The sequence below is a fragment of the Paraburkholderia sp. GAS82 genome (genome assembly GCF_050436285.1).
Taxonomy (GTDB): domain Bacteria; phylum Pseudomonadota; class Gammaproteobacteria; order Burkholderiales; family Burkholderiaceae; genus Paraburkholderia; species Paraburkholderia phenazinium_B.
The window spans coordinates 416717-439680 of the sequence record NZ_JBNDLX010000007.1 but is presented as its reverse complement, the minus strand read 5'-3'; the positions used below and the strand labels follow the sequence as shown (position 1 = coordinate 439680).

21 protein-coding genes are annotated in these 22964 nt (G+C 61.8%); 15 read left to right on the top strand and 6 right to left on the bottom strand.

Translation table 11 applies throughout. The annotated features are described in order from the left end of the window. Window positions 1-2 precede the first annotated feature (2 nt). From P3T17_RS23795 to P3T17_RS23785, 3 genes are all read left to right on the top strand, one after another. Window positions 3-692, top strand: a complete 690-nt coding sequence (locus P3T17_RS23795; RefSeq protein WP_074269329.1) for a FadR/GntR family transcriptional regulator — start codon at window positions 3-5, stop codon at window positions 690-692. Window positions 693-849: 157 nt separating this feature from the next. Further along, entirely contained in the window at window positions 850-2364 is a 1515-nt protein-coding gene (locus tag P3T17_RS23790; protein WP_074267632.1) for an MFS transporter, read from the top strand. A gap of 220 nt (window positions 2365-2584) precedes the next feature. Beyond that, window positions 2585-2917 (top strand): hypothetical protein, encoded by a 333-nt coding sequence (locus tag P3T17_RS23785; protein ID WP_074267633.1) that lies wholly within the window; start codon window positions 2585-2587, stop codon window positions 2915-2917. Here P3T17_RS23785 and P3T17_RS23780 read toward each other — a convergent pair. Then, on the bottom strand, window positions 2901-3605 hold the full coding sequence (locus P3T17_RS23780) for a helix-turn-helix transcriptional regulator (protein ID WP_074267634.1): 705 nt from the start codon (window positions 3603-3605) through the stop codon (window positions 2901-2903). The genes P3T17_RS23785 and P3T17_RS23780 overlap by 17 nt on opposite strands. An 888-nt stretch (window positions 3606-4493) precedes the next feature. Between P3T17_RS23780 and P3T17_RS23775 the strand changes: the two genes are divergently transcribed. The 8 genes from P3T17_RS23775 to araD all read left to right on the top strand — a co-directional run bounded on the left by P3T17_RS23775 (window position 4494) and on the right by araD (window position 14213). Beyond that, window positions 4494-5435: a dihydrodipicolinate synthase family protein gene (locus tag P3T17_RS23775; protein ID WP_429288105.1), complete on the top strand. Its 942-nt coding sequence runs from the start codon at window positions 4494-4496 to the stop codon at window positions 5433-5435. Between the two features lie 12 nt (window positions 5436-5447). Next, on the top strand, window positions 5448-7028 hold the full coding sequence (locus P3T17_RS23770) for an aldehyde dehydrogenase (NADP(+)) (protein ID WP_429409137.1): 1581 nt from the start codon (window positions 5448-5450) through the stop codon (window positions 7026-7028). Between the two features lie 100 nt (window positions 7029-7128). Next, window positions 7129-8061, top strand: coding sequence for an SMP-30/gluconolactonase/LRE family protein (locus tag P3T17_RS23765; protein WP_429409136.1), 933 nt, complete (start codon window positions 7129-7131; stop codon window positions 8059-8061). Window positions 8062-8228: 167 nt separating this feature from the next. Further along, entirely contained in the window at window positions 8229-9407 is a 1179-nt protein-coding gene (locus P3T17_RS23760; protein WP_074267638.1) for an extracellular solute-binding protein, read from the top strand. A 54-nt stretch (window positions 9408-9461) separates the two neighbouring features. Further along, window positions 9462-10541: an ABC transporter ATP-binding protein gene (locus P3T17_RS23755; protein ID WP_429288102.1), complete on the top strand. Its 1080-nt coding sequence runs from the start codon at window positions 9462-9464 to the stop codon at window positions 10539-10541. Next, window positions 10538-11416, top strand: coding sequence for an ABC transporter permease (locus tag P3T17_RS23750; RefSeq protein WP_429409135.1), 879 nt, complete (start codon window positions 10538-10540; stop codon window positions 11414-11416). Before P3T17_RS23755 ends, P3T17_RS23750 begins: the two co-directional genes overlap by 4 nt. Further along, entirely contained in the window at window positions 11416-12375 is a 960-nt protein-coding gene (locus tag P3T17_RS23745; protein WP_429409134.1) for an ABC transporter permease, read from the top strand. Before P3T17_RS23750 ends, P3T17_RS23745 begins: the two co-directional genes overlap by 1 nt. Before the next feature lie 101 nt (window positions 12376-12476). Beyond that, window positions 12477-14213 (top strand): L-arabinonate dehydratase, encoded by a 1737-nt coding sequence (gene araD, locus P3T17_RS23740; RefSeq protein WP_429288100.1) that lies wholly within the window; start codon window positions 12477-12479, stop codon window positions 14211-14213. A gap of 102 nt (window positions 14214-14315) precedes the next feature. Here the strand turns inward: araD and P3T17_RS23735 are convergent, their stop codons facing one another. Both P3T17_RS23735 and P3T17_RS23730 read right to left on the bottom strand, forming a co-directional pair. Continuing rightward, a complete protein-coding gene (locus P3T17_RS23735; RefSeq protein WP_429409133.1) occupies window positions 14316-14921 on the bottom strand; it encodes a short chain dehydrogenase in 606 nt (201 codons plus the stop codon). A 254-nt stretch (window positions 14922-15175) separates the two neighbouring features. Beyond that, window positions 15176-15625: a DUF3005 domain-containing protein gene (locus tag P3T17_RS23730; protein ID WP_074267644.1), complete on the bottom strand. Its 450-nt coding sequence runs from the start codon at window positions 15623-15625 to the stop codon at window positions 15176-15178. 278 nt (window positions 15626-15903) lie between these two features. Here P3T17_RS23730 and P3T17_RS23725 point away from each other — a divergent pair, with 278 nt between their 5' ends. The 4 genes from P3T17_RS23725 to P3T17_RS23710 all read left to right on the top strand — a co-directional run bounded on the left by P3T17_RS23725 (window position 15904) and on the right by P3T17_RS23710 (window position 19133). Next, window positions 15904-16137, top strand: a complete 234-nt coding sequence (locus P3T17_RS23725) for a hypothetical protein (protein WP_074267645.1) — start codon at window positions 15904-15906, stop codon at window positions 16135-16137. 105 nt (window positions 16138-16242) lie between these two features. Continuing rightward, a complete protein-coding gene (epsC, locus tag P3T17_RS23720) occupies window positions 16243-17169 on the top strand; it encodes a serine O-acetyltransferase EpsC (RefSeq protein ID WP_074267646.1) in 927 nt (308 codons plus the stop codon). 55 nt (window positions 17170-17224) lie between these two features. Next, window positions 17225-18037, top strand: a complete 813-nt coding sequence (locus P3T17_RS23715) for an AraC family transcriptional regulator (RefSeq protein WP_429409150.1) — start codon at window positions 17225-17227, stop codon at window positions 18035-18037. 187 nt (window positions 18038-18224) lie between these two features. Next, window positions 18225-19133: a DMT family transporter gene (locus P3T17_RS23710; protein WP_429409132.1), complete on the top strand. Its 909-nt coding sequence runs from the start codon at window positions 18225-18227 to the stop codon at window positions 19131-19133. A gap of 82 nt (window positions 19134-19215) precedes the next feature. Here the strand turns inward: P3T17_RS23710 and folE are convergent, their stop codons facing one another. The 3 genes from folE to P3T17_RS23695 form a co-directional block, all read right to left on the bottom strand. Further along, window positions 19216-19851, bottom strand: coding sequence for a GTP cyclohydrolase I FolE (folE, locus tag P3T17_RS23705; RefSeq protein ID WP_074267648.1), 636 nt, complete (start codon window positions 19849-19851; stop codon window positions 19216-19218). 133 nt (window positions 19852-19984) lie between these two features. Then, the gene (locus P3T17_RS23700; protein WP_429409131.1) at window positions 19985-20908 is read right to left on the bottom strand and encodes a LysR family transcriptional regulator; all 924 of its coding nucleotides are present in this window, start codon (window positions 20906-20908) and stop codon (window positions 19985-19987) included. A 46-nt stretch (window positions 20909-20954) separates the two neighbouring features. Then, on the bottom strand, window positions 20955-22811 hold the full coding sequence (locus P3T17_RS23695; RefSeq protein ID WP_429409130.1) for a tetratricopeptide repeat protein: 1857 nt from the start codon (window positions 22809-22811) through the stop codon (window positions 20955-20957). Between the last annotated feature and the right edge of the window lie 153 nt (window positions 22812-22964).

Here is a 22964-nt window from a genome sequence, read left to right as displayed (position 1 = left end):
TGATGAACGAGCGCAAATCGACGGGCCTGCCCGACAAGATCTACGGCGACATCCTCAATCGCATACTCGAAGGCGAGTACAAGGAAGGCGAGCGGCTGCCCACCGAACACGCGCTGGCCGAGCGCTTCGAGACCTCGCGGCCCACGGTACGCGAGGCGCTGGCCCGTCTGCGTGCCGACGGCATCATCGTGACGCGGCACGGCTCCGGCACTACGGTCGCGCGTCGCCCCGATCCAGACGTGCGCCGCTTTGCGCCGCTCGAAACCCTCTCCGATATCCGTCGCTGCTACGAATTTCGCATTGTCACAGAGGGCGGTGCCGCCGAACTCGCCGCGGAAAAAGCCGAAGTGGACGACATCGACGCGATACAGTTCGCGTGGGACGAGCTGGAGCGCATCGTCGAAACCCAGGGGATCGGCGCGAAGGACGACTTCTCGTTTCACCTGGCGGTTGCGCGGGCGTCGAAGAATCCATTCTTCATTACCGTGATGTCCTTTATCGAAGAGCAGATCGTGTTCAGCATGAACCTGTCGCGCAACCTGTCGCTGGTGAAGACGGTCGAGCGGCAGCGGCTGGTGCAGGCCGAGCATCTCGCGGTGCTCGAAGCAATCCGCCGCAAGGACGGCCCCGGGGCCGGCCGGGCGATGCGCGCGCACCTCGAAAATGCGCTCGAGCGGATGTTCGGTTCCTGAGTTATCCCAGTCTCTGCGGGCCGCGTCGAACGCGGCCCGTTTTTTTTGAACGGTCCGGCCTCGTGTCTGGCTCCCTCATGCTCCTTTACGCGCTACGCCGCGTCGTGCCGAAGTGAATCTTCCCCGCCCCCTGCCTTTCCGTGACGCGCTGCTGGCAATGCTCGGCATCGCCCTCGTCAACATGCTGGTCGCCCTCGACCAGACCGTGGTCAGCACCGCGCTGCCGTCGATCGTCTCCGAGTTGCGCGGTTTCGAGTTTTACGCGTGGATCGCGAGTGCCTACCTGCTGGCGTCCGTGGTGACGGTGCCGGTGTTCGGGCGCCTTGGCGACTATTTCGGCCGCAAGCGCTTTGTGATCGCAGCGGTGATCGTCTTCACGGTCGCCTCGCTTCTGTGCGGCGTGGCGCCCACCATGCCGTTCCTCGTGGTGGCGCGCGGCCTGCAAGGCGTAGGCGGCGGGATGATGGTCGGCACCGCGTTCGCCTCGATTCCCGATCTGTTCCCCGACGCCCGCGCGCGGGTGCGCTGGCAGGTCATCATGGCGGCGGCTTACGGCATCGGCACGGCGGCGGGGCCCTCGCTCGGCGGCTGGCTGAGCCAGCAGTTCGGCTGGCGTTCTACCTTCCTCGTCAATCTGCCGGTCGGCGCGCTTGCGCTGTATTTCATCTGGGCGCATCTGCCGAATTACCGGCGTGCCGTGACCGGCGAGGTGCGTATCGACTGGAGCGGGGCGGTGCTGGTGGCGCTCGTGCTGGGCGGCCTGCAGACGTTTATCGAGGCGGTGCCCAAGTCGGGGCTGACAACGGCCAATCTGCTGCTGGCGGCGTTCGTCGTGCTTGGCACCGGCGCGCTGCTGGTTTGCGAGCGCCGGGCGACGCACCCCATCATTCCGCTCGACCTGTTCAGGGACGCCCAGCTCGTGACGCTGTTCACCCTCTCGCTGCTGTCCGGTTTCGTGATGTTTTCGCTGATTTTCTTCGCGCCGTTGCTACTGCAGGGCGGCTTTGGGCTGACTCCGCAGGAGGCCGGACTGCTTGCGACGCCGATCGCCGCCTGCATCGCGCTCGGCAGTCTGATCAACACGCGGATTGTGATTCATTTGCCGAAGCCGACGCTGATCCTGTCGATCGGTTTCATGCTGCTGGTGATCGCTTCGGTCGGGATCGCACTGGCGACGCCGGCCACACCGCATCTTTATCTCGAACTGGCGATGGGCGCGGTCGGCATCGGACTCGGCTTCATTCTCAACAATCTGAACGTCTTCGGCCAGGAGATCGCGGGCCGCGAGCGCTTCGGCATCACGACGGCGTTGTTGCAGTCGAGCCGGATGGTGGGCGGGATGCTGGGTACCAGCATCGTCGCCACGATCATCAACCGCCGCTACGAGACGGGCGTCGCGGACGCGTTGCAGGTGCTCGGCGAACCGGTGGCCTCCACCTGGTTGCCAAAGTTGTCTGACCCGCGGATCCTGATCGATCCAAGCCTGCGCGATACCTTGCTCGGCGAGCTGGGGCGGGCGGGTCTCGCGGGTCCGGCGCTAGTGGAAGCGGCACGCCATGTGCTGGTTCAGTCCATCCATATCGGCGTGGTGCTCACGGGCGTTGCCGCGCTGGTGGCGGCTTTTGTGGTCCGCCGGATCTCGAATATCACGTTCAGACGCAGCGCCAATTAAGTCACATTTTTACCGTTTTTCAAACACCATAATCAGTTATCCGGAAATAATTCCTGATTTCCTGTGTTTATCGGCTCGTCCGTAGGGCATAAAAAACGCGTGAAAAACGGTATGCATGTTGGGTCGGATTTGCACCTACCTACCTGGATAGGTGTGTCCTTTTTCAGGGTCCATCAAAATTCAGACGAATAATGGTTAATCCACCTGAGAGACTCAAAAAATGGAATTACTCGAAAATCACTGGAAAGCACCCGTCACCATTCAAAACCGGGCCGTTGACGTCGCAGAAGAGACTCCGGCCACCGCAGTGGATCGGCATCTCATCATTGCTTACAGGAAAATGAAAAAGGAAAGCCAGCGCCGTTTCTGGGCGCGCTTTGGCGTGACGCAGTCGCGCGGCAGCCGGTTCGAATCGGGCGCGGAAATTCCGCCGCCGGTTTCAATCCTGCTGGGGCTTTACTTCCTGAAAACGGTTTCCGACAGCGATTTAGGGCGTGCTGAACGCGTGATTTACAGCCGCGACGCCGCTGCGCTGCTTAGCCCGGGTCAATAAGACCGAGTTGAGCGGCAATCACGGCCGCCGCGCGCCGTGAGTTCACCCCGAATTTTGCCCTGATATTCTTTACGTGGAAGTTCACTGCAGCTTCCGAGCAACTAAGAATATGTGAGATTTCCCAGGTGGATTTACCGCGCGCGGTCCAGTTCAGGCATTCCCGTTCACGTGGCGTCAATTGCGGCAGGACACTTTTCGCGTGCGAGTTGAGATGCCGGCGGCTGGTGTCGATTACCAGGTCGCGCAGCAGGACGAGATTGGGCAGCACGCCGTCGATGTGGGTCCAGAACGTGTCGGTCCCGTGGAAGTTGTTGGCGACGCACAGCATGCCGGCTTCCTGGTTGGGTCCATGAATCGGTAACGACACGCCGGAGCGCAGGCCGTGCGAGCAGGCGAGTTCGTAAAGCGCCCGCTGATCCCGTGTGGCAAAGAGTTCGGGTGACCAGACCAGCGGCGTTGCGCGGGTGAGGCAGTGGCTGACGACGGGATCGATGTGCATGTATCCCTGCTCTTCATAACTGCGGCGCCAGCTTTGCGAATAGGTGCTGCGCACATATGCATCTTCCAGACGCATGCCGGGCCGCGGCAGCATTGCAATCAGAACCCGGTCGAAACCCCAGCCGCCTGCAATAGTGGTAATCGCGTTGAACCACGTTGCTTCGTCCGGAGCGTCCACGAGTGGCGACATTTGCTCAGTAAAATGTAGCGACACTTTCGATTCCTCAATCACAGCGGCCCAGCTGCGGGCTTCGCCGGCGCGAACTCGCGACCGGCATGATAATGGGCAGCAATCTATCACCGTTTATTACTGAGCGGCTCGAAAAACGAAGTCCGGACCCATATTCCGGACTTTCAGAATCTCTCCGCGCGGCGGATAAACCAATACTATCTTCGCTCGGCGAAAATTTGCCCGGACTGGTTACCGCTTGTAAGACCAATGCCCCGGCTGCTGCGGATTCCTCAAAAAATTGTCAAATCAGCCCGGCTGAAAACGATTTCCGGACGATTTAACAATTGTCCCGGACCGGTTTTTGCGCGCGGAACAGCATCATAGTTTCAAACACTTGATATCGGCAATAATCTTCAAAAATTTAGCTGCCAGGGTTGAATGGGTTGTCCGGCGTGCCGGAATTCTGTTCAAATCGCCCAACGGTTAATGGCCGGGTACTTATAAAAACCAAGGCCAAAAATAGAGTGCCTATTCGAGCGATAAAACTGCGCGAAAGATTATGTTCTGCCTGTTTGACCATTTTCTGGTTTGTTCCGCCTGGCCGATTTCGGTGCCGCCTGGCCATCGACGCTTATCCAGCGTGAACTAACGAATCTTGACTGGGCCGCGACGACCGTCGGTTTAAATGTTGTCATACGAAATTTAAGTCACCGATCCGGCCTAAGGAAAAAACCTCTGACAGCACCGACAGGCCGGCTTGAAGACCAGGATCGAAAGGTTGCTTTCGGCACCGCGCGTGCATGCTTGCGCGAGCACATCCTCCGAGCGTCTCGCAAATGTTGTTTGACAACCTTGCGGACCCGGTGCTACCTTGGCATCAATTCTTCGACACTGTGCTGAGGCGCCATGAAAATCTCCCCCATCCTCGATAGCGAGTTTGCCGCCACCGTGATGGCCGTGCCGCCGCTGGCCCGCCGCGCCGATTATTCGCTCGACGCCGCCGAAAACCAGAAGCTGATCCGGCACATCGAAGCCGGCGGCGTGCGCACCTTGCTGTATGGCGGCAACGCCAACCTGTATCACGTGGCCGTGAGCGAATACCGCGAACTGCTCGACATGCTCGCGGAAAGCGCGGGTCCGGACACCCGGGTGATTCCGGCCATCGGCGCCGACTATGGCAAGATGCTCGACCAGGCCCGCATCCTCGCGCAGACCTCGTATCGCACGGCGATGGTCCTGCCGCTCGCCGGCTTTACCACTTCCGAAGGCGTCGAAACCGGTCTCAAGCGGATCGTCGACGCCGCGGGAATCCCGCTCACGCTCTACGTCAAAAGCGAAAACTACGTGGACGTCGACACGCTCGCGCGCCTCGTCGACAGCGGCACGCTGATCGCGGTCAAGTACGCCATCGTGCGTGAGAACCCGGCCGACGACGTGTATCTGCGCCGTCTGCTCGAAAGCGTGCCAGCCGCTAAACTGGTGTCCGGCATGGGCGAACGTCCGGCGCTGGTGCATCTGCGTGAATTCGGTCTCGCAGCATGGACCACGGGCTCCGGCTGCATCGCCTCGCATGCCGTCATGGCGTTGCTGCGTGCCATCAAGGCCGGCCAGATGGACGAGGCCCAACGCCTTTATGACGCTTTCATGCCGCTCGAAACCTTGCGCGACGATATTTCGCTGATCCGCGTGCTGCACGACGCCGTGACTTTCTCGAAAATCGCGGACATGGGACCGATGCTGCCGCTGTTGAGTTCGAGTCCAGTGGGGCATCATGCGAGTATCGACAGCGCGACACAGGCGCTGCTCGCTTTCGAACGCCAATTTGCGGAAACCTCCGCGGCACGTTAAGGGAATTGCAAGATGCAGATCACAGGGGACATGCTTTTGGGTGGTTCCGCAGTACGCGGGACCAAAGGCACATTGCGCGCGTTCGATCCGGCGCGTAACGCGGAGATCGAACCCGCGTTCGGCGCCGGCGGCGCAGCGGATGTCGACCGCGCATGCGAGCTGGCGGCCGAGGCGTTCGACGCTTACCGTCATGCGCCGCTCGAGACGCGCGCACGTTTTCTGGAAGCGATCGGCGAGAATATCGTCGCGCTCGGCGACGCGCTGATCGAGCGCGCTCACGTTGAATCGGCGCTGCCCAAAGCGCGCCTCGAAGGCGAGCGCGCACGCACGGTCGGGCAGCTCAAGCTGTTTGCAACGCTCGTGCGCGAAGGCCGCTGGCTAACCGCTACGCTCGACTCCGCGCTGCCCGAGCGTAAGCCGTTGCCGCGCTCTGATTTGCGTCTGCAGAAGATTCCGGTCGGGCCGGTTGCAGTGTTCGGCGCGAGCAACTTCCCGCTCGCATTTTCCGTGGCGGGTGGCGATACCGCCTCCGCGCTGGCCGCCGGTTGCCCGGTAGTCGTCAAGGCGCATCCGGCGCACCTCGGCACCTCTGAACTGGTCGGACGGGCCATTCAGAAAGCCGTGGCCGATAGCGGTCTGCCGGAAGGCGTGTTCTCGCTCGTCATCGGCGCGGGCAATGAAATCGGCGAGGCGCTGGTCAAGCATCCGGCCATCAAGTCGGTGGGCTTTACCGGTTCGCGGCGCGGCGGCCTGGCGCTGGTCGACATCGCCTCGAAGCGTCGCGAGCCGATTCCCGTGTTCGCTGAGATGAGCAGCGTCAATCCGTTCTTCGTGTTCCCCGGTGCGCTGGCGAAGCGCGCCGAAGCGCTGGCGAATGCGCTGGTCGATTCGGTCACGCTTGGAGTGGGCCAGTTCTGCACGAACCCGGGCCTCGTGCTGGTGCTCGAAGGGCCGCATACGCGCGGCTTTATCGACGCTACCGCGCAGGCGCTCGCCAAGAAAAGCGAGCAGACGATGCTGACCGCCGGCATCGCCGCTGCCTATAAGGACGGTGTCAAGCAACGCGCGGAGCAGAGCGGCGTACAAAGCGTGGCGCAGGGCACGCCATCGGAAGCGACTTGCGCCGCCATCCCGGTCCTGTTCGAAACCACGGCGGCGAAATTTCTCGCGACAGCACAACTCGAAGACGAAATCTTTGGGCCGACCTCGTTGATCGTCACCTGTGCGGACATCGACGAAATGCTCAAGGTGGCCGGCCATCTCGAAGGCCAGCTGACGGCGACCCTGCAACTCGAAGCCGACGATTACGCACTGGCGCGGCGTCTGTTGCCGACACTCGAGCGCAAGGTAGGCCGGATTCTGGCGAACGGGTTTCCGACGGGCGTCGAAGTTTCACATGCGATGGTTCACGGCGGCCCGTTCCCGGCTACGTCCGACGGGCGTGCGACTTCAGTGGGTGCGACCGCAATCGAGCGCTTCTTGCGCCCGGTCTGCTATCAGGACTTGCCGGCCGAACTGTTGCCCGAAGCGTTGCACGACGATAATCCGCTCAAGCTCTGGCGCCTGCGCGACGGCAAGCTTGTGCAGGGATAAGCGTCGATCGCTTCGCACGGGCGCCGAACGAGGCGCCGTGCGAAGAAGCGCCATAAGGGCGTCGCAAGAGGCACCAAACGAAGCATCCAAAGGACATTGCATGACCGAGACAAACCGACGCTATCCCGACCCCGCCGTCCGTATTCTCGATCCGCGTTTCAAAGCCTTGCGTCTTGCGTCGGCTTCAGTCGAATGCCTGTACCAGGGCGCGCGCTGGTCGGAAGGTCCGGTATGGTTTGGCGACGGGCGTTATCTGCTGTGGAGCGACATCCCGAACAACCGCATTCTGCGTTGGGATGAACACAGCGGTACGGTGACGCCGTTTCGCCAGCCGTCGAACAACGCCAACGGTCACACGCGCGATCGTGAAGGGCGGCTCATCGGTTGCGAGCATCTGACACGCCGCGTCACGCGTACCGAGTACGACGGTTCGATCACCGTGCTGGCGGATCGTTACAACGGCAAACGCCTCAATTCGCCTAACGATGTGGTCGTGAAGTCGGACGGCTCGATCTGGTTTACGGATCCCACCTTCGGCATCGACGGGTTTTACGAAGGCGAGCACCAGGAATCTGAATTGCCGGCCTGCGTGTACCGCGTGGACGGGCAGAGCGGCGAAGTGACGATGGTGATCGACGATGTGCTTGGCCCGAACGGCCTCGCCTTCTCGCCGGATGAAAAGATTCTGTACGTGGTCGAGTCGCGTAGCGAGCCGCGCAAGATCCGCGCGTTCGACGTCAGCGGCAACACGCTTTCGAACAACCGCGTGCTCATCGATGCGGGCCCGGGCACGCCGGACGGTTTCCGCGTGGATATTCACGGCAACCTGTGGTGCGGCTGGGGTATGGGCACCGACGAACTCGATGGTGTGCGCATCTTCACGCCGCAAGGCGAGGCGATCGGCCATATTGCATTGCCCGAGCGTTGCGCGAACGTCTGCTTTGGCGGCGTGCATCGCAATCGCCTGTTCATGGCGGCGAGCCACGGTTTGTATTCGCTGTACGTGAACACGCAGGGTGTGAAGGGCGGTTAAGCATCAAAAGGATTTTGCTGAAACAGGCTACGGCGTCTTGCCCGCGCTTTAGCCTGCGATTTGCTTGACGTGATGAATGGGCGCTGGCTATGTTGCATTGAGAGACACGTACCGCGGGCACCGCAATCCGACCGGCGGACTTCCATACCAAGAAGCGAGGAGACGTAATGACTTTTTCTGGCAGCTTGTCAGTCAGGTTAGCGAGTATCTGCGTGGCAGTGGGAACAGCGTTGGGCGCGACCTTCGCGTCGCCGGCCTATGCAGACCCCGTCACGCTCAATATCGTCGATGTAGCGGGCGATCTTCAGTTGACGCAAAAGGGCTTTGAGGCGTTCAAGGCGAAGTACCCGAACCTCGTGGCGAACATCACCTATACGAACGCTCCGGCGCCGCAATTGCCCGGCAAGATCAAGGCGATGCAGGCGGCTGGCCGCTCCGATATCGATCTGGTGCTGACCGGCACGGACGCACTCGCTGCAGGCATCGAACAGAGCCTGTGGACCAAGCTGCTGCCGGAGCAGGCCGCCACCTTCCCGGGCGTGCTCGACAAATACGCGCCTGGTCCACGCAAGATGCAGGACCTGGCGCAGGGCTTTGGGCTGGAAGTGGCGTACATGCCGGCTGGACCGCTGCTCGAATACAACCCGGCCAAGGTCACCGATCCGCCGAAGACTCCCGATCAGTTGCTGCAATGGTGCAAGGCGCATCCGAACAAGCTGATCTACGCCCGTCCGGCTAACTCCGGCCCGGGCCGCACGTTCCTGATGGGGCTGCCGTATGTGCTTGGCGACAAGGATCCGCGCGATCCGGTGCACGGCTGGGACAAGACCTGGGCATTCCTCAAGCAGCTGAACGACTGCATTCCGTATTACCCTGGCGGCACATCGGCGGTGATGAAGGAACTCGGCGAAGGCACTCGCGACATGACGGTGACGGTGACCGGCTGGGACATCAACCCGCGTGCGCTTGGGATCGTACCGGCGGAGTTCCGTGTGCAGAACTTCGACAACATGACGTGGGTCGACGACGCGCACTACATGGTGATTCCGAAGGGCGTACCGAAAGAGAAGCTCGACGTGCTCTACAAGTTGATGAACTTCATGCTGGAACCGGCGCAGCAGGCGTTGACCTATGACGATGGCTACTTCTACCCGGGACCGGCTATCAAGGGCGTGACCGTCGATCAGGCGCCGGCGCATAGCCAGGAAGTCCTGAAGAAATACGGCCGGCCGGAATATACGCAAATGCTGGCCGCTCATCCGCACGTTCTGCCTCTGGACGCTGCTGCGATGGTCGCCGCGTTCCAGAAGTGGGACCGTGATATCGGCGCGCAGAAAAGCCAATAGCCGGAGCGCGGGCCACGGCCCGCCTCCGCTTTGCATGGGACGGGAGTAAGCGCCATGAAGCCTCATTTTGAGCAGTTGCGTCTCGATTCGGTGAGCCGCAGTTTTACGAATGCTGAAGGGCATCCTGTGGCTGCGTTGCAGGGCCTCGATCTGAACATCCAGCGCGGCGAGTTCATTGCGTTGCTGGGGCCGTCCGGGTGCGGCAAGTCGACCGCGCTCAATTGCATCGCCGGCTTGCAACCGCTCACCGGCGGCGGCATCTGGCTCGATGACACCCGTATCGACGTCCTGCCGCCGGAAAAGCGCGGCTTCGGCATGGTGTTTCAGAACTACGCATTGTTTCCACACATGAGCGTACTCGACAACGTCGGCTTCGGGCTGAAGATGCGCGGCGTCGCGAGAAGCGAGGCGGTGCGCCGCGCGCGCGAAGCCTTGCAGCTCGTTCAACTGGTCGGGCATGAAGGCAAGCTGCCGGGTCAGTTGTCCGGCGGCCAGCAACAGCGCGTAGCAATCGCGCGGGCCATCGTGATCGAGCCGCCGCTCGTGCTGATGGATGAGCCCTTGTCGAATCTCGATACGAAGTTGCGCATCGAGATGCGCGCGGAGATTCGCCGCATCCATAGTCAGCTCGAGCGCGCGACGATCTACGTGACGCATGATCAGGACGAAGCGCTTTCGATGGCAGACCGCATCGTCGTGATGAAGGAAGGTGTCGTGCAGCAGGTGGCGACGCCGAAGGAAGTGTATGGACGGCCGAAGAATCTGCACGTCGCGCGTTTTATGGGTTATCGCAACGTGATGGAGTTCACGCTCGAAGGCACGCAGGGAGAAGCGGTTGCGGTGAACGCGAACGGTGTGCGTCTATTGGGTATGCCGATGCACGGCTTCAACAGCAAGCGGGTGAATGTGGCCATGCGTCCTGAAGATCTGGAACGCAGCACGCCCGGCGCCGAGAACGCGTTTGACGTCGAGGTAACGACCGTCGAATACGGCGGCCGCGATTCGCTGATTCGCGTGAAATCGGCGTTCGGCGATCTGTGGGCACGCGTGGCGGGTGACTTCGCGGAGGGCGAGCGCATTACGTTGCGCGTGCCGCCTTCACGCACACTCGTCTACGACGGCGACGCGCTATGAACGCCGGCACGCTGTCACCGCCGGTCGCTGCGCGCGATCCCAAGGGCTGGCTGGTTGCGCCTGCGCTGATCTTTATCGTTGCGCTGTTTATCTACCCATTTGCCTACGGCCTGGTGCTGTCGTTCCAGCCGATGAACGGCGGTGGCCTGTGGGCGAACTACGTCGCGTTCTTCACCGATACGTCGATGTGGCCGACCATCCTGGTCACATTGAAACTCGCGGTGCCTGCAACGCTGATCAATGTGGGCGTGTCGATTCCAGTGGCCTTCGCGTTGCGCCGCAATTCGCCGTATCAGAAGCTCGTCACGACGCTGTTAGTGATTCCGGTCACGCTCGGCACGGTGTTGATTGCGGATGGCATGCTCACGTATTTCGGGCCGAACGGCTGGTTTCCTCAGGCGCTGCAAGGCCTGCATCTGTACACCGACGAAGTACGGCTCACGCACAATTATTGGGGTGTCCTGATTTCGCTGATCGTGTCGGGCTTTCCGTTTGCGTTTCTGCTGACGCTGTCGTACGTGACGGGGATCGATCCGACGCTTGCCAGCGCCGCCGCCACGCTCGGCGCGAGCCCGTGGCAGCAGTTTCTGCGCATTTACCTGCCGCTGCTGGTGCCCGGTTTGACGATGACCGCTTGCCTCTCGTTCGTGCAGGCGTTTTCGGTGTTCCCCTCGGCGGTGCTGCTCGGCGCGCCGGCGGGACCGACGCGGGTGATGTCGATTGCCGCCGCCGAAGCCGCGTTCGAAAACTACGACTACTCGCTTGCGTCGGCCATCGCGATGGTGATGGGCTTCGTGCAGTTGCTGGTGGTCGCGGGAATGCTGGGTGCGCGCCGCTTCTTCTATAGCGGTCCGGTGACAGGAGGGAAGGGCTGATGACAACCGATCATCACGCAACGCAAAGCTGGCCCGCCTCCGCCAAGCCGCAAACCCAGGCCGGCCAGACCGACGGTGATAGCGCGGGCCGCAATCGCGGCGTGCAGCCGGGCAAAGCAGTGAAGCAGCGCACACCGCTTGCCGAGCGGATCTGGAAAGTGCTGGTGTGGGGCGCGATGGTGTTTTTCCTCCTCAACGTCCTGCTGCTGATCGCGACGGTGGCTGTCAACTCGGTGGGCACGCGCTGGTTCGGCACGCTGTTGCCGCAAGGCTTCACGCTGCACTGGTACGCGCAGGCATGGAGCGACTTCCAGTTGGCGAGCGTGCTGTGGGTCACGGTGGAAGTGGTTGGCGCCGTGGTGATCCTGTCGGTACTGCTCGGTGTGCCGGCCGCCTATGCATTGGCACGCGTGCAGTTCCCCGGCAAACGCTTCGCAGTGCTGGTGTTTCTGCTGCCATTGATGGTGCCGCCGGTCACGTATGGCATTCCAATGGCGACGGTGATGTACAAGGTCGGCCTCGCCGGCACATTGCCCGGTGTGATTCTCGCGAATCTCGTGCCGGCGCTGCCGTTCGTGATTCTGGTGATGACGCCGTTCATCGAGCAGATCGACCCGAATCTCGAAGCGGCTGCGCGGATCTTCGGCGCGAATACGTTTCGCTATTTCCGTTACGTGCTGCTGCCGCTGCTGGTGCCCGGCATGCTGGCGGCGGGGTTGCTCGTGCTGGTGCGCACCATCGGCATGTTCGAATTGACCTTTTTCACGGCTGGCCCCGGCACGCAGACGCTGGTGGTCGCGCTGTACTACGCGGTGTTTTCGACCGGGGTGCGCGCGCCGCAATCGATCGATGCGATGGCGATGATCTATATGGCGATCACGCTGGTATGGGTGTTGATCGCGCTGCAATTCGTGAGTCCGACGCAGATCGTCTCACGTGTGAAGGAACAGAAGCGCTGAGCGAAACGAACTGCCGCGCGAGGTAACGCGGCGGTTCGGGCAGGCGTGCTCAGCGTGTTTTATTAACGAGCTTTGTAGTCAAGACGTCGTTGGAGAGTGTTGTGACCAAGAGAAAGACCCCTGAAGAATTGCGCAGCCATCGCTGGTATGGCGTAAATGACCTGCGCTCGTTCGGCCACCGTTCGCGTACCTCGCAGATGGGCTATAGCCGCGAGGAATATGCAGGCAAGCCGGTGATCGCGATCCTCAACACGTGGAGCGAGATGAACCCGTGCCACACGCACTTCAAGCAGCGTGTGGAAGAAGTTAAACGGGGTATCTGGCAGGCGGGTGGCTTCCCGATCGAGCTGCCGGTGCAGACGCTCTCCGAGCCGTTCCAGAAGCCCACCACGATGCTCTACCGCAACTTCCTTGCGATGGAAGCGGAAGAGACGCTGCGTTCGTATCCCGCAGACGGTGTGGTGCTTATGGGCGGCTGCGACAAGACCACGCCGGCCTTGCTGATGGGCGCGATCTCGATGGATCTGCCGACCATCTTCCTTCCGGCCGGTCCGATGCTGAACGGCAACTGGAACGGCGTGACGCTCGGCTCCGGTTCGGACACCTGGAAGTACTGGGCCGACCTGCGCGCGGGCAAGATCACCGAGCAGGACTGGCAGGGCGTGGAAGGCGGCATCGCGCGCTCGCCGGGCCACTGTATGACGATGGGCACGGCCTCGACCATGACGAGTGCAGCGGAAGCGCTGGGCTTCACGCTGCCCGGCTTCGCTTCGACGCCTGCGCCGGATTCGCGCCACGCGCAGTTGTCGGCGAAGACCGGCATGCGGATTGTCGAGATGGTGTGGGAAGACCTGAAGCCGTCGGACATCATCACGGCGGGTTCGATCGACAACGCCGTGACCACCTGTCTGGCGCTCTCGGGTTCGACCAATGCGATCGTGCATATGATTGCGCTGGCACGCCGCGCCGGCATCGACCTGACGCTCAACCGCTACGACGATATCTCGCGGCAAACGCCGGTGCTGGCGAACGTCCGTCCGACCGGTTCGTACCTGATGGAAGACTTCTACTATGCGGGTGGCCTGCAGGCGATGCTGGCCGAACTCGGCGATCTGATCGACCGCTCGCAGAAGACTGTGAATGGCCGCACGATCGGCGAGAACCTCGAAGGCGCGAAGATCTTCAACGACGACGTGATTCGCCGCCGCGCTGCGCCCCTGTTGCCGAACAATGGTCTCGCCGTGCTGCGCGGCAATATCGCGCCGGATGGCGCCGTCATCAAGCCGGGTGCGGCCGATCCGAAGCTGCACGTGCATACCGGCCGCGCAGTGGTGTTCAAGGACTACAACGATATGGCGGCGCGCATCGACGATGACGCGCTCGATATCGACGAGACCTGTGTGATCGTGCTGCAGCATGCGGGTCCGGTAGGCGCACCGGGCATGCCGGAGTGGGGCCAGTTGCCGATTCCGAAGAAGCTGCTGCAACAGGGCGTGCGCGACATGCTGCGCATCTCCGATGCACGGATGAGCGGTACGAGCTACGGTGCGTGCGTGCTGCACGTGGCGCCGGAATCGTTTATCGGCGGACCGTTCGCGCTGGTGCAGGACGGCGACATGATCGAACTCGACGTGCCGCAACGCAAACTCAATGTGCTGGTATCGGACGAGGAACTGGCGCGCCGCAAGGCCGCGTGGGTCGAACCAGCGCCGCGCTTTACGCGCGGTTACGGTGCGATGCATCAGGTACACGTGATGCAGGCCAACAAGGGTTGCGACTTCGACTTCCTGCAGCGCGACGGTGCGGCTGAAGCGGGCAGCGAGCCGGAGATTCACTGAGTGTTTTGCTCGTGGCGGCGGGACGTTTTTGGTCGCGTCCCGCCGCCGTCAGTTGCCTGGCGCCGCCAGGCAACTGACACGTCATTGCGCGTTAACGCGTCGTCAAGACCCGATCCGATACACGCGTCCCGTCTGCGCGCCTTCTACGCTGCGCAGATACCCCTGCGCAGCGCGCTGGGCCGTCACCGGTTCGAAGCCGCGGAAATACGGCGCGTAGCCTTCCATCGATTCGGTCAGCACCGTCGGGCTCACCAGGTTGATGCGGATACCGCGCGGCAATTCGATCGCCGCGCCGCGCACAAAACCTTCCAGCGCGAGATTAACGGTGGTCGCGTTCGCGCCTTCCCGGATCGGCTCCTCGGCGAGGATGCCGCTGGTCAGCGTAAACGAGCCGCCGTCATTGACGTACTGCTGCGCCGCGAGCACCACGTTGATCTGTCCCATCAGCTTGTCGCGTAAGCCGACCCAGAACTGTTCGATCGTCATCTCCGGCAGCGGGCCGAAATGCACCTTGCCCGTGGTGGTGACGACGCCATCCACCTTGCCGATTTCGCGGAACAGCTTTTCGATGCTCGCGGGATCCGTGCTGTCGACGCGATATTGGCCGCGCGTCGCACCCACTTCGATTACTTCATGGCGGGCCTTCAATTCGGCGCTCACTGCCTGGCCGAGTGTGCCGGTAGCGCCAATCACGACGATCTTTTTCATCTGCCACCCCTGAATGTTAAATGTGGGTTCGATTGTCGACGGGATAGGGAGCGGGAGTAAGAGGGTGCGGCTTGCAAGTGCTTAAACCTGCAGTTTCGAATCGTCTTGCGAAGCGGCGTGTCGATGCAGCGACGCGTAGCGCCACGTCGTCATTCAAACGGTACGCGCTACGCGGATTCCCTCAGATCCGGGCGAAACAGGAAGAAAGTAAACGCTGCACCGCATGAGTCTCGTGACCTCATGCGGTGCAAAGGTCACTCCTTGGTCCTGCGCTGCAACTCGATGACGCGCGTAGGCCGCATATGGTTCAACGCGTAATGAATGCGCCCGCGGTCCTGACGGCTCCCCACCGGCCGCGGATCGTCGAACTGATGATCTTCATCGTAGGCGGACTGCGGCCCGACCATGCCCTTGTCGATCACCGTATAGCCCGGCTCTAACGCGAGCAGTAGGCGATTGCCGCCAACGCGGCTGTCGAAGCCGCCAAGACCGTCGCCTGCTTCCGGCACACTGTTCACCAGCGTGGCGTTGGTGGTTGTGACTTCGTCCGGTCCAATCGGGCTATGGCCCGCGAGACGCGCAGCTTCGAGATTCTTGCCGTCGGTGTCGACGGTGCTGTCGTGAGTGCGGTCGTTGTGCAACTCTGTGCTGCTCGGACCGCCGGTGCCGGGCTTACGGGTGGTGTCTGTGACATTGCTGTTCATTATGCTTTCTCCTTGAAGACAACATAGGTGAGTGCAGCAAAAGTTGTTCCGGGTCTTCCCTGAGTAGCGCTGCACGGTTCAGCTTGCACCAGGGCGGGCGTATGACATTCTTTTGATTTTTTTTTGACCAGCGCGTATTTTCTACAGAGTATGATCTTAATCCGACGAGTCAGCGCGGTTATTAAATCGACGGTTTTTACCGAGCCGTTTCAGCGTGACCAGAGAGAGACGGCGCTGCTCGAGCCAACTATATACGAGGCAATCAGGGGCGGTGACACATGCACTTCGATGCTGCATTCACACATCGCGGCTACTTGCTGAATTGCGAGCCGGCGCGCGCAGGAGATGGAACCTGGCAACCTTACGTGGTGATCTCCCGTTCGAGCGACGGCGAACTGGTGGCCAACCGTTTCTTCCCTACCGATTTCCGCTTTACCGATGAAGCCGCCGCGATCGCGCATGCGCGAGACTGGGCGGTGCGCTGGATCGACGCCAGCAGCGTCACCATATGACGCTGCTGGCCTGGATGCAGCGCCGCGCGAGCGGCGGCAAAACGCGGTAATCTCTGGGGACAATTCACTCTGAACCGTGCTCGCCGCACGGGCGCCGTCCTCACCATGTCAAACCGTCCTTCCCATAACTGGGGCCTCGAGCAGATCGTCGCAGACCTGCGCGAGTCGCGCGAGCAGTTGCACCGCACCCGCCACCCGCTCGGCATTCGCGACCTGCCCTCACGCGAGGCAGTGGGCAGTATCGTCACGGGCCTGCGCGCCGCGCTCTTTCCGACGCACTATGGTGCGCCCGACCTGACTGACGAGACTGTCGACTACTACGTTGGGCACACACTCGAAAGCACCTTGCGGCTGCTCGCCGAACAGATTCGCCGCGCCTTGCGATTCCTGCCGGAACACGCCGAGACACCGGAGACGGAGCTGGGCGAGCGCGCGTTCGAGGTGGCGCGTGAATTCGGCACGCAGTTGCCTGGTATCCGCGCGCTGCTGGTCAGCGACATTCAGGCCGCATTCACGGGCGACCCCGCTGCGCAGCACATTACCGAAATCCTGCTCTGCTATCCGGGCGTGTGGGCGATGACGCACCACCGCCTCGCGCACGCATTACACCGGCTCGGTGTGCCGCTGCTGGCACGCTTTATCAACGAGATCGCGCATTCGGCCACTGGCATTGATATTCACCCTGGCGCGCAGATCGGGCCGAGTTTTTTCATTGACCATGGCACGGGTGTGGTAATTGGCGAGACCGCTGTGATCGGCGAGCGCGTGCGGGTGTATCAAGCCGTGACGCTCGGCGCGAAAAGCTTCGCGGCGGATGTGGATGGCACGCTGGTCAAGGGCAATGCCCGCCATCCGGTCGTTGAAGATGACGTCGTGATCTACGCTGGCGCGACGATTCTCGGACGTGTGACGATTGGGCGAGGCTCGGTGATCGGCGGCAATGTCTGGTTGACGCATAGCGTGCCGCCGGGCAGCAGCGTCTCGCAGGGCAAGATCCGCGAAGGCGATCGCAAGGACGACGGGGGGCGTTGATGCCGACGCTCTTCCACGCTTGGAGGAGCTCGCCGTGACTGGCGGTCGCGTCTGTATGCCCCGCTGCGCGATCGCCGGTGTAGAGGCGACGATTGCGGAAACGGCACATGCATTTCCACGACACTCGCACGACCGCTTCGGCGTTGGGGTGATCGTGCGAGGCGGACACCGCTCGGCGAGCGGGCGCGGTGTGGTGGAAGCGCGCATGAATGACGCGATCATGGTCAACCCTGGGGAAGTCCACGACGGCAGTCCGCTGGACGAGCGTGGCCGCGCATGGCGCATGCTTTACTTCGAGCCAGCACTTCTGCGCGATGTGGCGGGTGAACTGGTAGCGCAGGGGCCAGCCGGCGCGGCGCATCAGATGATTGAATTGACGCAGCCGGTCGCTCACGATCCTGTATTGAACGCCCTGTTCGATCGGTTGTTCCAGGTGTCCGTTACGGTAGCCGGCCCCGGCGATGCACTGGCGCGCGAAACGGCGCTGCTGCATATGCTCGGGCATCTCGCGCGGCGCCACACTACATTGAGGTACGTTTCGCCACGCGACGTGGCGACTCCGATTGCGCGCGCCAAAGCCCGCATCGACGATGATCCCGCAGCACAGCTTACGCTCGCGGAGCTGGCCGCAGAGGCGGGCATGAGCCGCTTTCAGTTGCTGCGCAACTTCGCGCAAGCACTAGGGCTGCCGCCGCATGCGTACCGTATGCAGCGGCGCGTTGTGCTGGCTCGTCAGCTGATTGCGCGTGGCACTGCGCTTGCCGAGACGGCGGCTGCCGCGGGATTTGCGGACCAGAGTCATATGACGCGAGCATTCGTGCGTTTGCTCGGTGTGACGCCGGCTAACTACGCCGCGGCGATCCGCTAGCGATCCGTTCGGCGTCTCGCGAGGGCCACATGGCCCGATGTTCGCAGCGTTCTCTCCTTTCTTTTGCATACGGCGGCGCGCGCGGCGATCTGCGCGCGTCAATACGCAGTACGCTGCAATTTCGTTCAAGACCGTCCGCTGCGCGACTTCTAAGCTGGCCGCTCATTCAATCATGAACGGCGGCAGAATGAATTCGCGTTACGTCGGCTATCTGTTTTGCGGTCTGGCGATGATCGGTGTCGGCAGCACGGTCGTGGTCAGCAAGACAATCGCGGCCGGGCTGCCGCCGTTTTCGGCCACTGCGTTGCGTTTTGCGATCGCGTTTCCTGTGTTCCTGCTAGTGATGCGCGTGCGCGGTGTGCGTTGGCCGCGCCTTGCGTGGCGAGACGTGTTGCTGCTGATCGCGCAGGCAGGTGCGGGCAGCGTCGGCTACACGGTGTTTCTGATCAGCGGCATGAAGCTCGCTTCGGCAGCGGATGCCGGCGTGATTGCGGGCACTCTTCCGGCCGTGTCGGCACTCGTGGCGATGCTGGCGCTCGGCGAGCGTCCAGCGCCTTCGCTCGTCGGCGCCATTATTCTGGCGACATCAGGCGTGCTGGTGTGCACCGTGCGGCTGGGCGAGCTTGGTGTTCCGCGTGCAGCGAGTTCGTTAGCGGGGAATGCACTGGTGTTTATCGCGATCGTGTGCGAAGCGCTATTCATTCTGCTTAACCGCAAGCTGCGCACGCCGGTGGCGGCGCTGCCGCTGTCCGCATTGATGAGTGGAATAGGCTTCGCGGTGGCAATCGTACCAGCGGCCTTTGAGCACGCATGGTGCCTGCCGTTCGATGCAGCCGCGCTGGCGGGCGTTGTCTATTACGCCCTGGTGCCGACGGTTGGCGGGTTCGTGCTGTGGTATGCGGGGGCCGCCCGGATCAGCGGCGCGGAAGCCGGCCTCATGACGGCGCTCGTGCCTATTAGCGCCGTGGTGATGGCGGCGGCGTTTCTACGCGAGCCGGTGACGGGTGCGCAGCTTACCGGGGTGGTGTGTGTGCTCGGCGCGGTTTTGCTTGCGACGATGGGGCACCTGAAGCGCGCACCGCGTCGCACAGCGTGACGCGGCGTACCTGGCTGCGGCTTTGATCGCGGGTCTGAGCGCCGATCCCGCGACGGAACTTTGCGAGCGCCTATGTGCGTGCTCAGGTATTCGACACTGCCACGACACCAGGATGGCCGACGATCGACAGAAATTCCCGACGCGTGGACGGATCCGTGCGAAATGTGCCGAGCATGCGCGAGGTGACCATCGTGACGCCGGCCTTGTGCACGCCGCGTGTCGACATACATTGATGAGCCGCTTCGAGGATCACGCCGACCCCGGCCGGTTGCAGTACTTCATTGAGCGTATCGGCGATCTGCACAGTCATCTTCTCCTGGATCTGCAGACGCTTGGCGAACGCATCGACGAGCCGCGCCAGCTTCGAAATCCCCACCACGCGATGGCCCGGCAAATAGGCGACATGCGCACGACCGATGATCGGCACCATGTGATGCTCGCAATAGCTTTCGAAGCGGATGTCTTTCAGCACGATCATCTCGTCGTAGCCATCCACCTCGGAGAAGGTGCGAGCGAGCAGCTCGCGCGGATCGACCGAATAGCCCGCAAAGAACTCTTCATAAGAGCGCACGACGCGCGCCGGCGTATCGAGCAGTCCTTCACGTTGCGGATCGTCGCCGGCCCAGCGCAACAACACGCGTACGGCATCTTCCGCCTCTTCACGCGTCGGGCGGCCAAGGGCTTCGCTTTGTTTGGTCTTCTTTGCCTTGCTGGTCATCCTTCACTCCTGTGAGGTCGCACGTCTACCAGGTCCGACCGGTACCGGTCATTGTTCCATGTTTTGCGATGCGGTGTGCAAGGCTGCAGCTTTATAACCGTGAGCGCTGGTCCGCGGCACCGCAATGCGCCGGCTATTTCGGCCACTCGTCCATGGCGTCGTTAAAGAGTTCGGCGACGACACTACGCAGCCAACTCGCACGCGGGTCGTTATGAAACTTGCGATGCCAGTGCTGCTTCAGATCGAAGCGCGGCAGTTCGAGCGGCGGTTCGACGAGCATGATGGAGGCATGTTCCGAGACGTACGCAAAGCCGATTGCGTGCGGCACCGTGGCGATCAGGTCGGTGCGCGCGAGAATGAACGGCAAGCTCATGAAATGCGAAGTTTCGAGCACCGCGCGGCGGCGGATGCGTTTTTTCTCGAGGAATTGCTCGAGGACTTCCTGACTGCGTCCTTCGGCACGCACGACCGCATGTCCGCATCCGATGAACTGCGACAGCGTCAACGGTTCGCGCGCGAGCGGATGATCGCTGCGCATCAGACAAATGAAGCGATGCGTGAAGAGGCGTTGTTGAAAGAAGTTGTTCCCTGAGAGGTCCGGGAAGTAGCCGACCGCCAGATCCACGTCGCCTGATTCGAGACCGCGCTCGATTTGCGAAGGCGGCAGTGAGACCGAGCGGAGATTCGCGCGTGGCGCTCGTTCGGCGAACATTTGCAGCAGACGCGGCAGAAAGACGATTTCGCCGACGTCGGAGAGAGCGATCGAAAATGTCTGGGTGGTGGTGGACGGCTCGAAGTCCTGCGCGTCCAGCATGCCTTGCTCGATGCGCAGCAGCGCGTCGCGCGCCGCGGGAATCAGCGCGAGGGCACGCGGCGTCGGTTCCATGCCGCGCGAAGTGCGCACGAAAAGCTGATCGCCGAAATACTCGCGAAGCCGGCCAAGCGCCGTACTTACGCGTGGCTGGCTGACGCCCAGACGCTCCGCGGCGCGGCTCACGTTGCGGGTTTCCTCCATCGCAACGAGGTAGGGGATCAGGTTGAGGTCTAGTTCGGGCATGCCGGCAGCGCAAGGGAGTATCGGTTTAACGCATATACCTTACTCCTTAAATCGCGCTGGCGGATATTGGGGAAAGCGCCGAAGAGGCCGTTTGCCACTCGCGTAGCGCATGCCTTACCTCGTCGACGACGGCATCCCATTCTCCCAACCGACGTTGCCGGAACAGGCGCATTGATGGATACCAGGGGCTATCTGTTCTGTCCGTCAGCCAGCGCCAGTCCGCGCAGGCGGGTATAAGCGTCCACACGGGCAAGCCCGCGGCTCCGGCAAGGTGGGCAACGGAGGTGTCTACCGTAATGAGCAGATCGAGCGTTTGAAGTATCGCGAGCGTATCGGTGAAGTCTTCGATTGCGGGGCCTAACGTGTGCACGTCGAAGTCATTGCCGAAACGTTCGCTCTCGCGTTCGCGCTCGCCTTTCTGCACGGAATACCAGCTGACCTGCGGGAGGTTGAAGAGCGGCTTTAGCGCCTCGATCCGGATAGACCGGTAACGGTCGAGAGCGTGGGTCGCGCTGCCTGCCCACACCACGGCGATACGTTTGCCTCCTTCGCTCATCTTTCGCGATGACAGGGCATCAATGTAGCCCTGCCAATAGCGAAACGTGTGAGGCGTCGTGGCGAGATACGGCATCGCAACGGGGAGCATGGGCAAGCTGAGTTTCATGCGCTCTGGAATCCTTAGCATATGACTCCAGTAGTCGTAAGGTCCGGGAGGTACGGTAGTCCATACGGTTCGCACGTTCGTCATGCTGGCAGCTAGCCTTGCTATGGGCTCGCTTACCAGCACGTCGACGATTGCTCGTTGTTGATGCAACCATTCAGCAAACCGGATGAACTGGATTTCATCGCCACGTCCTTGTTCACCAATCAGCAGGAATAGACGTCCCGCAACCGATTCACCCTGCCATTCAGGAAACGGTGGACGGACCAATTCTTTCTCCCGGCCGGGGATTTTGTAGAACCATCCGTATCGCTGCCAGCCTTCTTCGAAATCGCCCAATCCAAGTTGCACACCGGCCAGTTGAAATTGCATATATGGGTTATCCGGCATAAGCCGCGCAGCCTCCATGCTGTGTGGCCGGCTTGCGGCAAGGTCACCCTGCATGCCGAGTGCGCGCGCTGCGTTGTGGTGCAGTAAGGGATGGCGTGGATCGATGGCGAGTCCCTGTGTCGCAACGCTGTATGCGTCGCTGAAATGATCGTTGGTGTTCAATACGAACGACAGCGATTTGAGCGCCTCGGCGTCGCGGGCAAAGCGGGTTCGGATCTGCGCGGTCGCCAGGTTGAGCTGACTGGTACGGTTTGTCTTTGCCAGTGCTGCAATCAGATCAAGGCCGTCCTGCAGGCTGGATGCATCGAGCGTCCATGCGCGCAACCAGTAATCGGCGGCGTCATCGATGTGGCCGATTTGCGCGCTGATTCGGGCCAAGGCACGAATTGCATGATGCAACGCTGGCTCGATTTCAAGGGAATTTTTGTAGTGGGTGATTGCCTCGCTAAAGCGGCCAGACAACCGCAGGCTGTCAGCGAGGTTCCTGTGAAGGCTGGCGGTGCTGCCGCCCAATGCGATCGCGCGACGATAGAACGCGTCGGCGCAAACGATGTCTCCCTGCAACGCCGCGAGCAGGCCGGCGTGCTCCCACAGATCGGCGCGGTCAGGGGCGACTTGCAGCGCCTGTTCAAGATAGCCGCGCGCCTGGTTCATGTCGTTCGCATGCACACAGGCGAGTCCCATCAGATGCAGCGCGTGCACATGGCGCGGGCTGATGGCGAGCACTTTGCGGTAACCATTCATCGCCTCGGTGAAACGCCGCGCGGCAAAGTCAGTGTCGGCGAGTGCGACAAGCGCCTCCACGTCCACGGTTGCGTCGACGTTGTTGTTAGGCGGATGGTTGAGCTGCAAGATATTTTGTCTCTATGATGAATTGTGGTTCGATCTGGCTCATTCAATTTGGTTAGTTAAGAATCCTGATGAAGTGAGATACGTGAGATACGGATCGTGTGTCCTGAATCACTTACCCCAACCGTCAGGAACTCAAAACCACGTGGACATCGA

Excerpts from the sequence above, each read along its gene's own strand:
- P3T17_RS23795 (WP_074269329.1), top strand. The coding sequence starts at position 3 with ATGAACGAGCGCAAATCGACGGGCCTGCCCGACAAGATCTACGGCGAC.
- P3T17_RS23790 (WP_074267632.1), top strand. The coding sequence starts at position 850 with ATGCTCGGCATCGCCCTCGTCAACATGCTGGTCGCCCTCGACCAGACC.
- P3T17_RS23785 (WP_074267633.1), top strand. The coding sequence starts at position 2,585 with ATGGAATTACTCGAAAATCACTGGAAAGCACCCGTCACCATTCAAAAC.
- P3T17_RS23780 (WP_074267634.1), bottom strand. The coding sequence starts at position 3,605 with ATGTCGCCACTCGTGGACGCTCCGGACGAAGCAACGTGGTTCAACGCG.
- P3T17_RS23775 (WP_429288105.1), top strand. The coding sequence starts at position 4,494 with ATGAAAATCTCCCCCATCCTCGATAGCGAGTTTGCCGCCACCGTGATG.
- P3T17_RS23770 (WP_429409137.1), top strand. The coding sequence starts at position 5,448 with ATGCAGATCACAGGGGACATGCTTTTGGGTGGTTCCGCAGTACGCGGG.
- P3T17_RS23765 (WP_429409136.1), top strand. The coding sequence starts at position 7,129 with ATGACCGAGACAAACCGACGCTATCCCGACCCCGCCGTCCGTATTCTC.
- P3T17_RS23760 (WP_074267638.1), top strand. The coding sequence starts at position 8,229 with ATGACTTTTTCTGGCAGCTTGTCAGTCAGGTTAGCGAGTATCTGCGTG.
- P3T17_RS23755 (WP_429288102.1), top strand. The coding sequence starts at position 9,462 with ATGAAGCCTCATTTTGAGCAGTTGCGTCTCGATTCGGTGAGCCGCAGT.
- P3T17_RS23750 (WP_429409135.1), top strand. The coding sequence starts at position 10,538 with ATGAACGCCGGCACGCTGTCACCGCCGGTCGCTGCGCGCGATCCCAAG.
- P3T17_RS23745 (WP_429409134.1), top strand. The coding sequence starts at position 11,416 with ATGACAACCGATCATCACGCAACGCAAAGCTGGCCCGCCTCCGCCAAG.
- P3T17_RS23735 (WP_429409133.1), bottom strand. The coding sequence starts at position 14,921 with ATGAAAAAGATCGTCGTGATTGGCGCTACCGGCACACTCGGCCAGGCA.
- P3T17_RS23730 (WP_074267644.1), bottom strand. The coding sequence starts at position 15,625 with ATGAACAGCAATGTCACAGACACCACCCGTAAGCCCGGCACCGGCGGT.
- P3T17_RS23725 (WP_074267645.1), top strand. The coding sequence starts at position 15,904 with ATGCACTTCGATGCTGCATTCACACATCGCGGCTACTTGCTGAATTGC.
- epsC (WP_074267646.1), top strand. The coding sequence starts at position 16,243 with ATGTCAAACCGTCCTTCCCATAACTGGGGCCTCGAGCAGATCGTCGCA.
- P3T17_RS23715 (WP_429409150.1), top strand. The coding sequence starts at position 17,225 with ATGCCCCGCTGCGCGATCGCCGGTGTAGAGGCGACGATTGCGGAAACG.
- P3T17_RS23710 (WP_429409132.1), top strand. The coding sequence starts at position 18,225 with ATGAATTCGCGTTACGTCGGCTATCTGTTTTGCGGTCTGGCGATGATC.
- folE (WP_074267648.1), bottom strand. The coding sequence starts at position 19,851 with ATGACCAGCAAGGCAAAGAAGACCAAACAAAGCGAAGCCCTTGGCCGC.
- P3T17_RS23700 (WP_429409131.1), bottom strand. The coding sequence starts at position 20,908 with ATGCCCGAACTAGACCTCAACCTGATCCCCTACCTCGTTGCGATGGAG.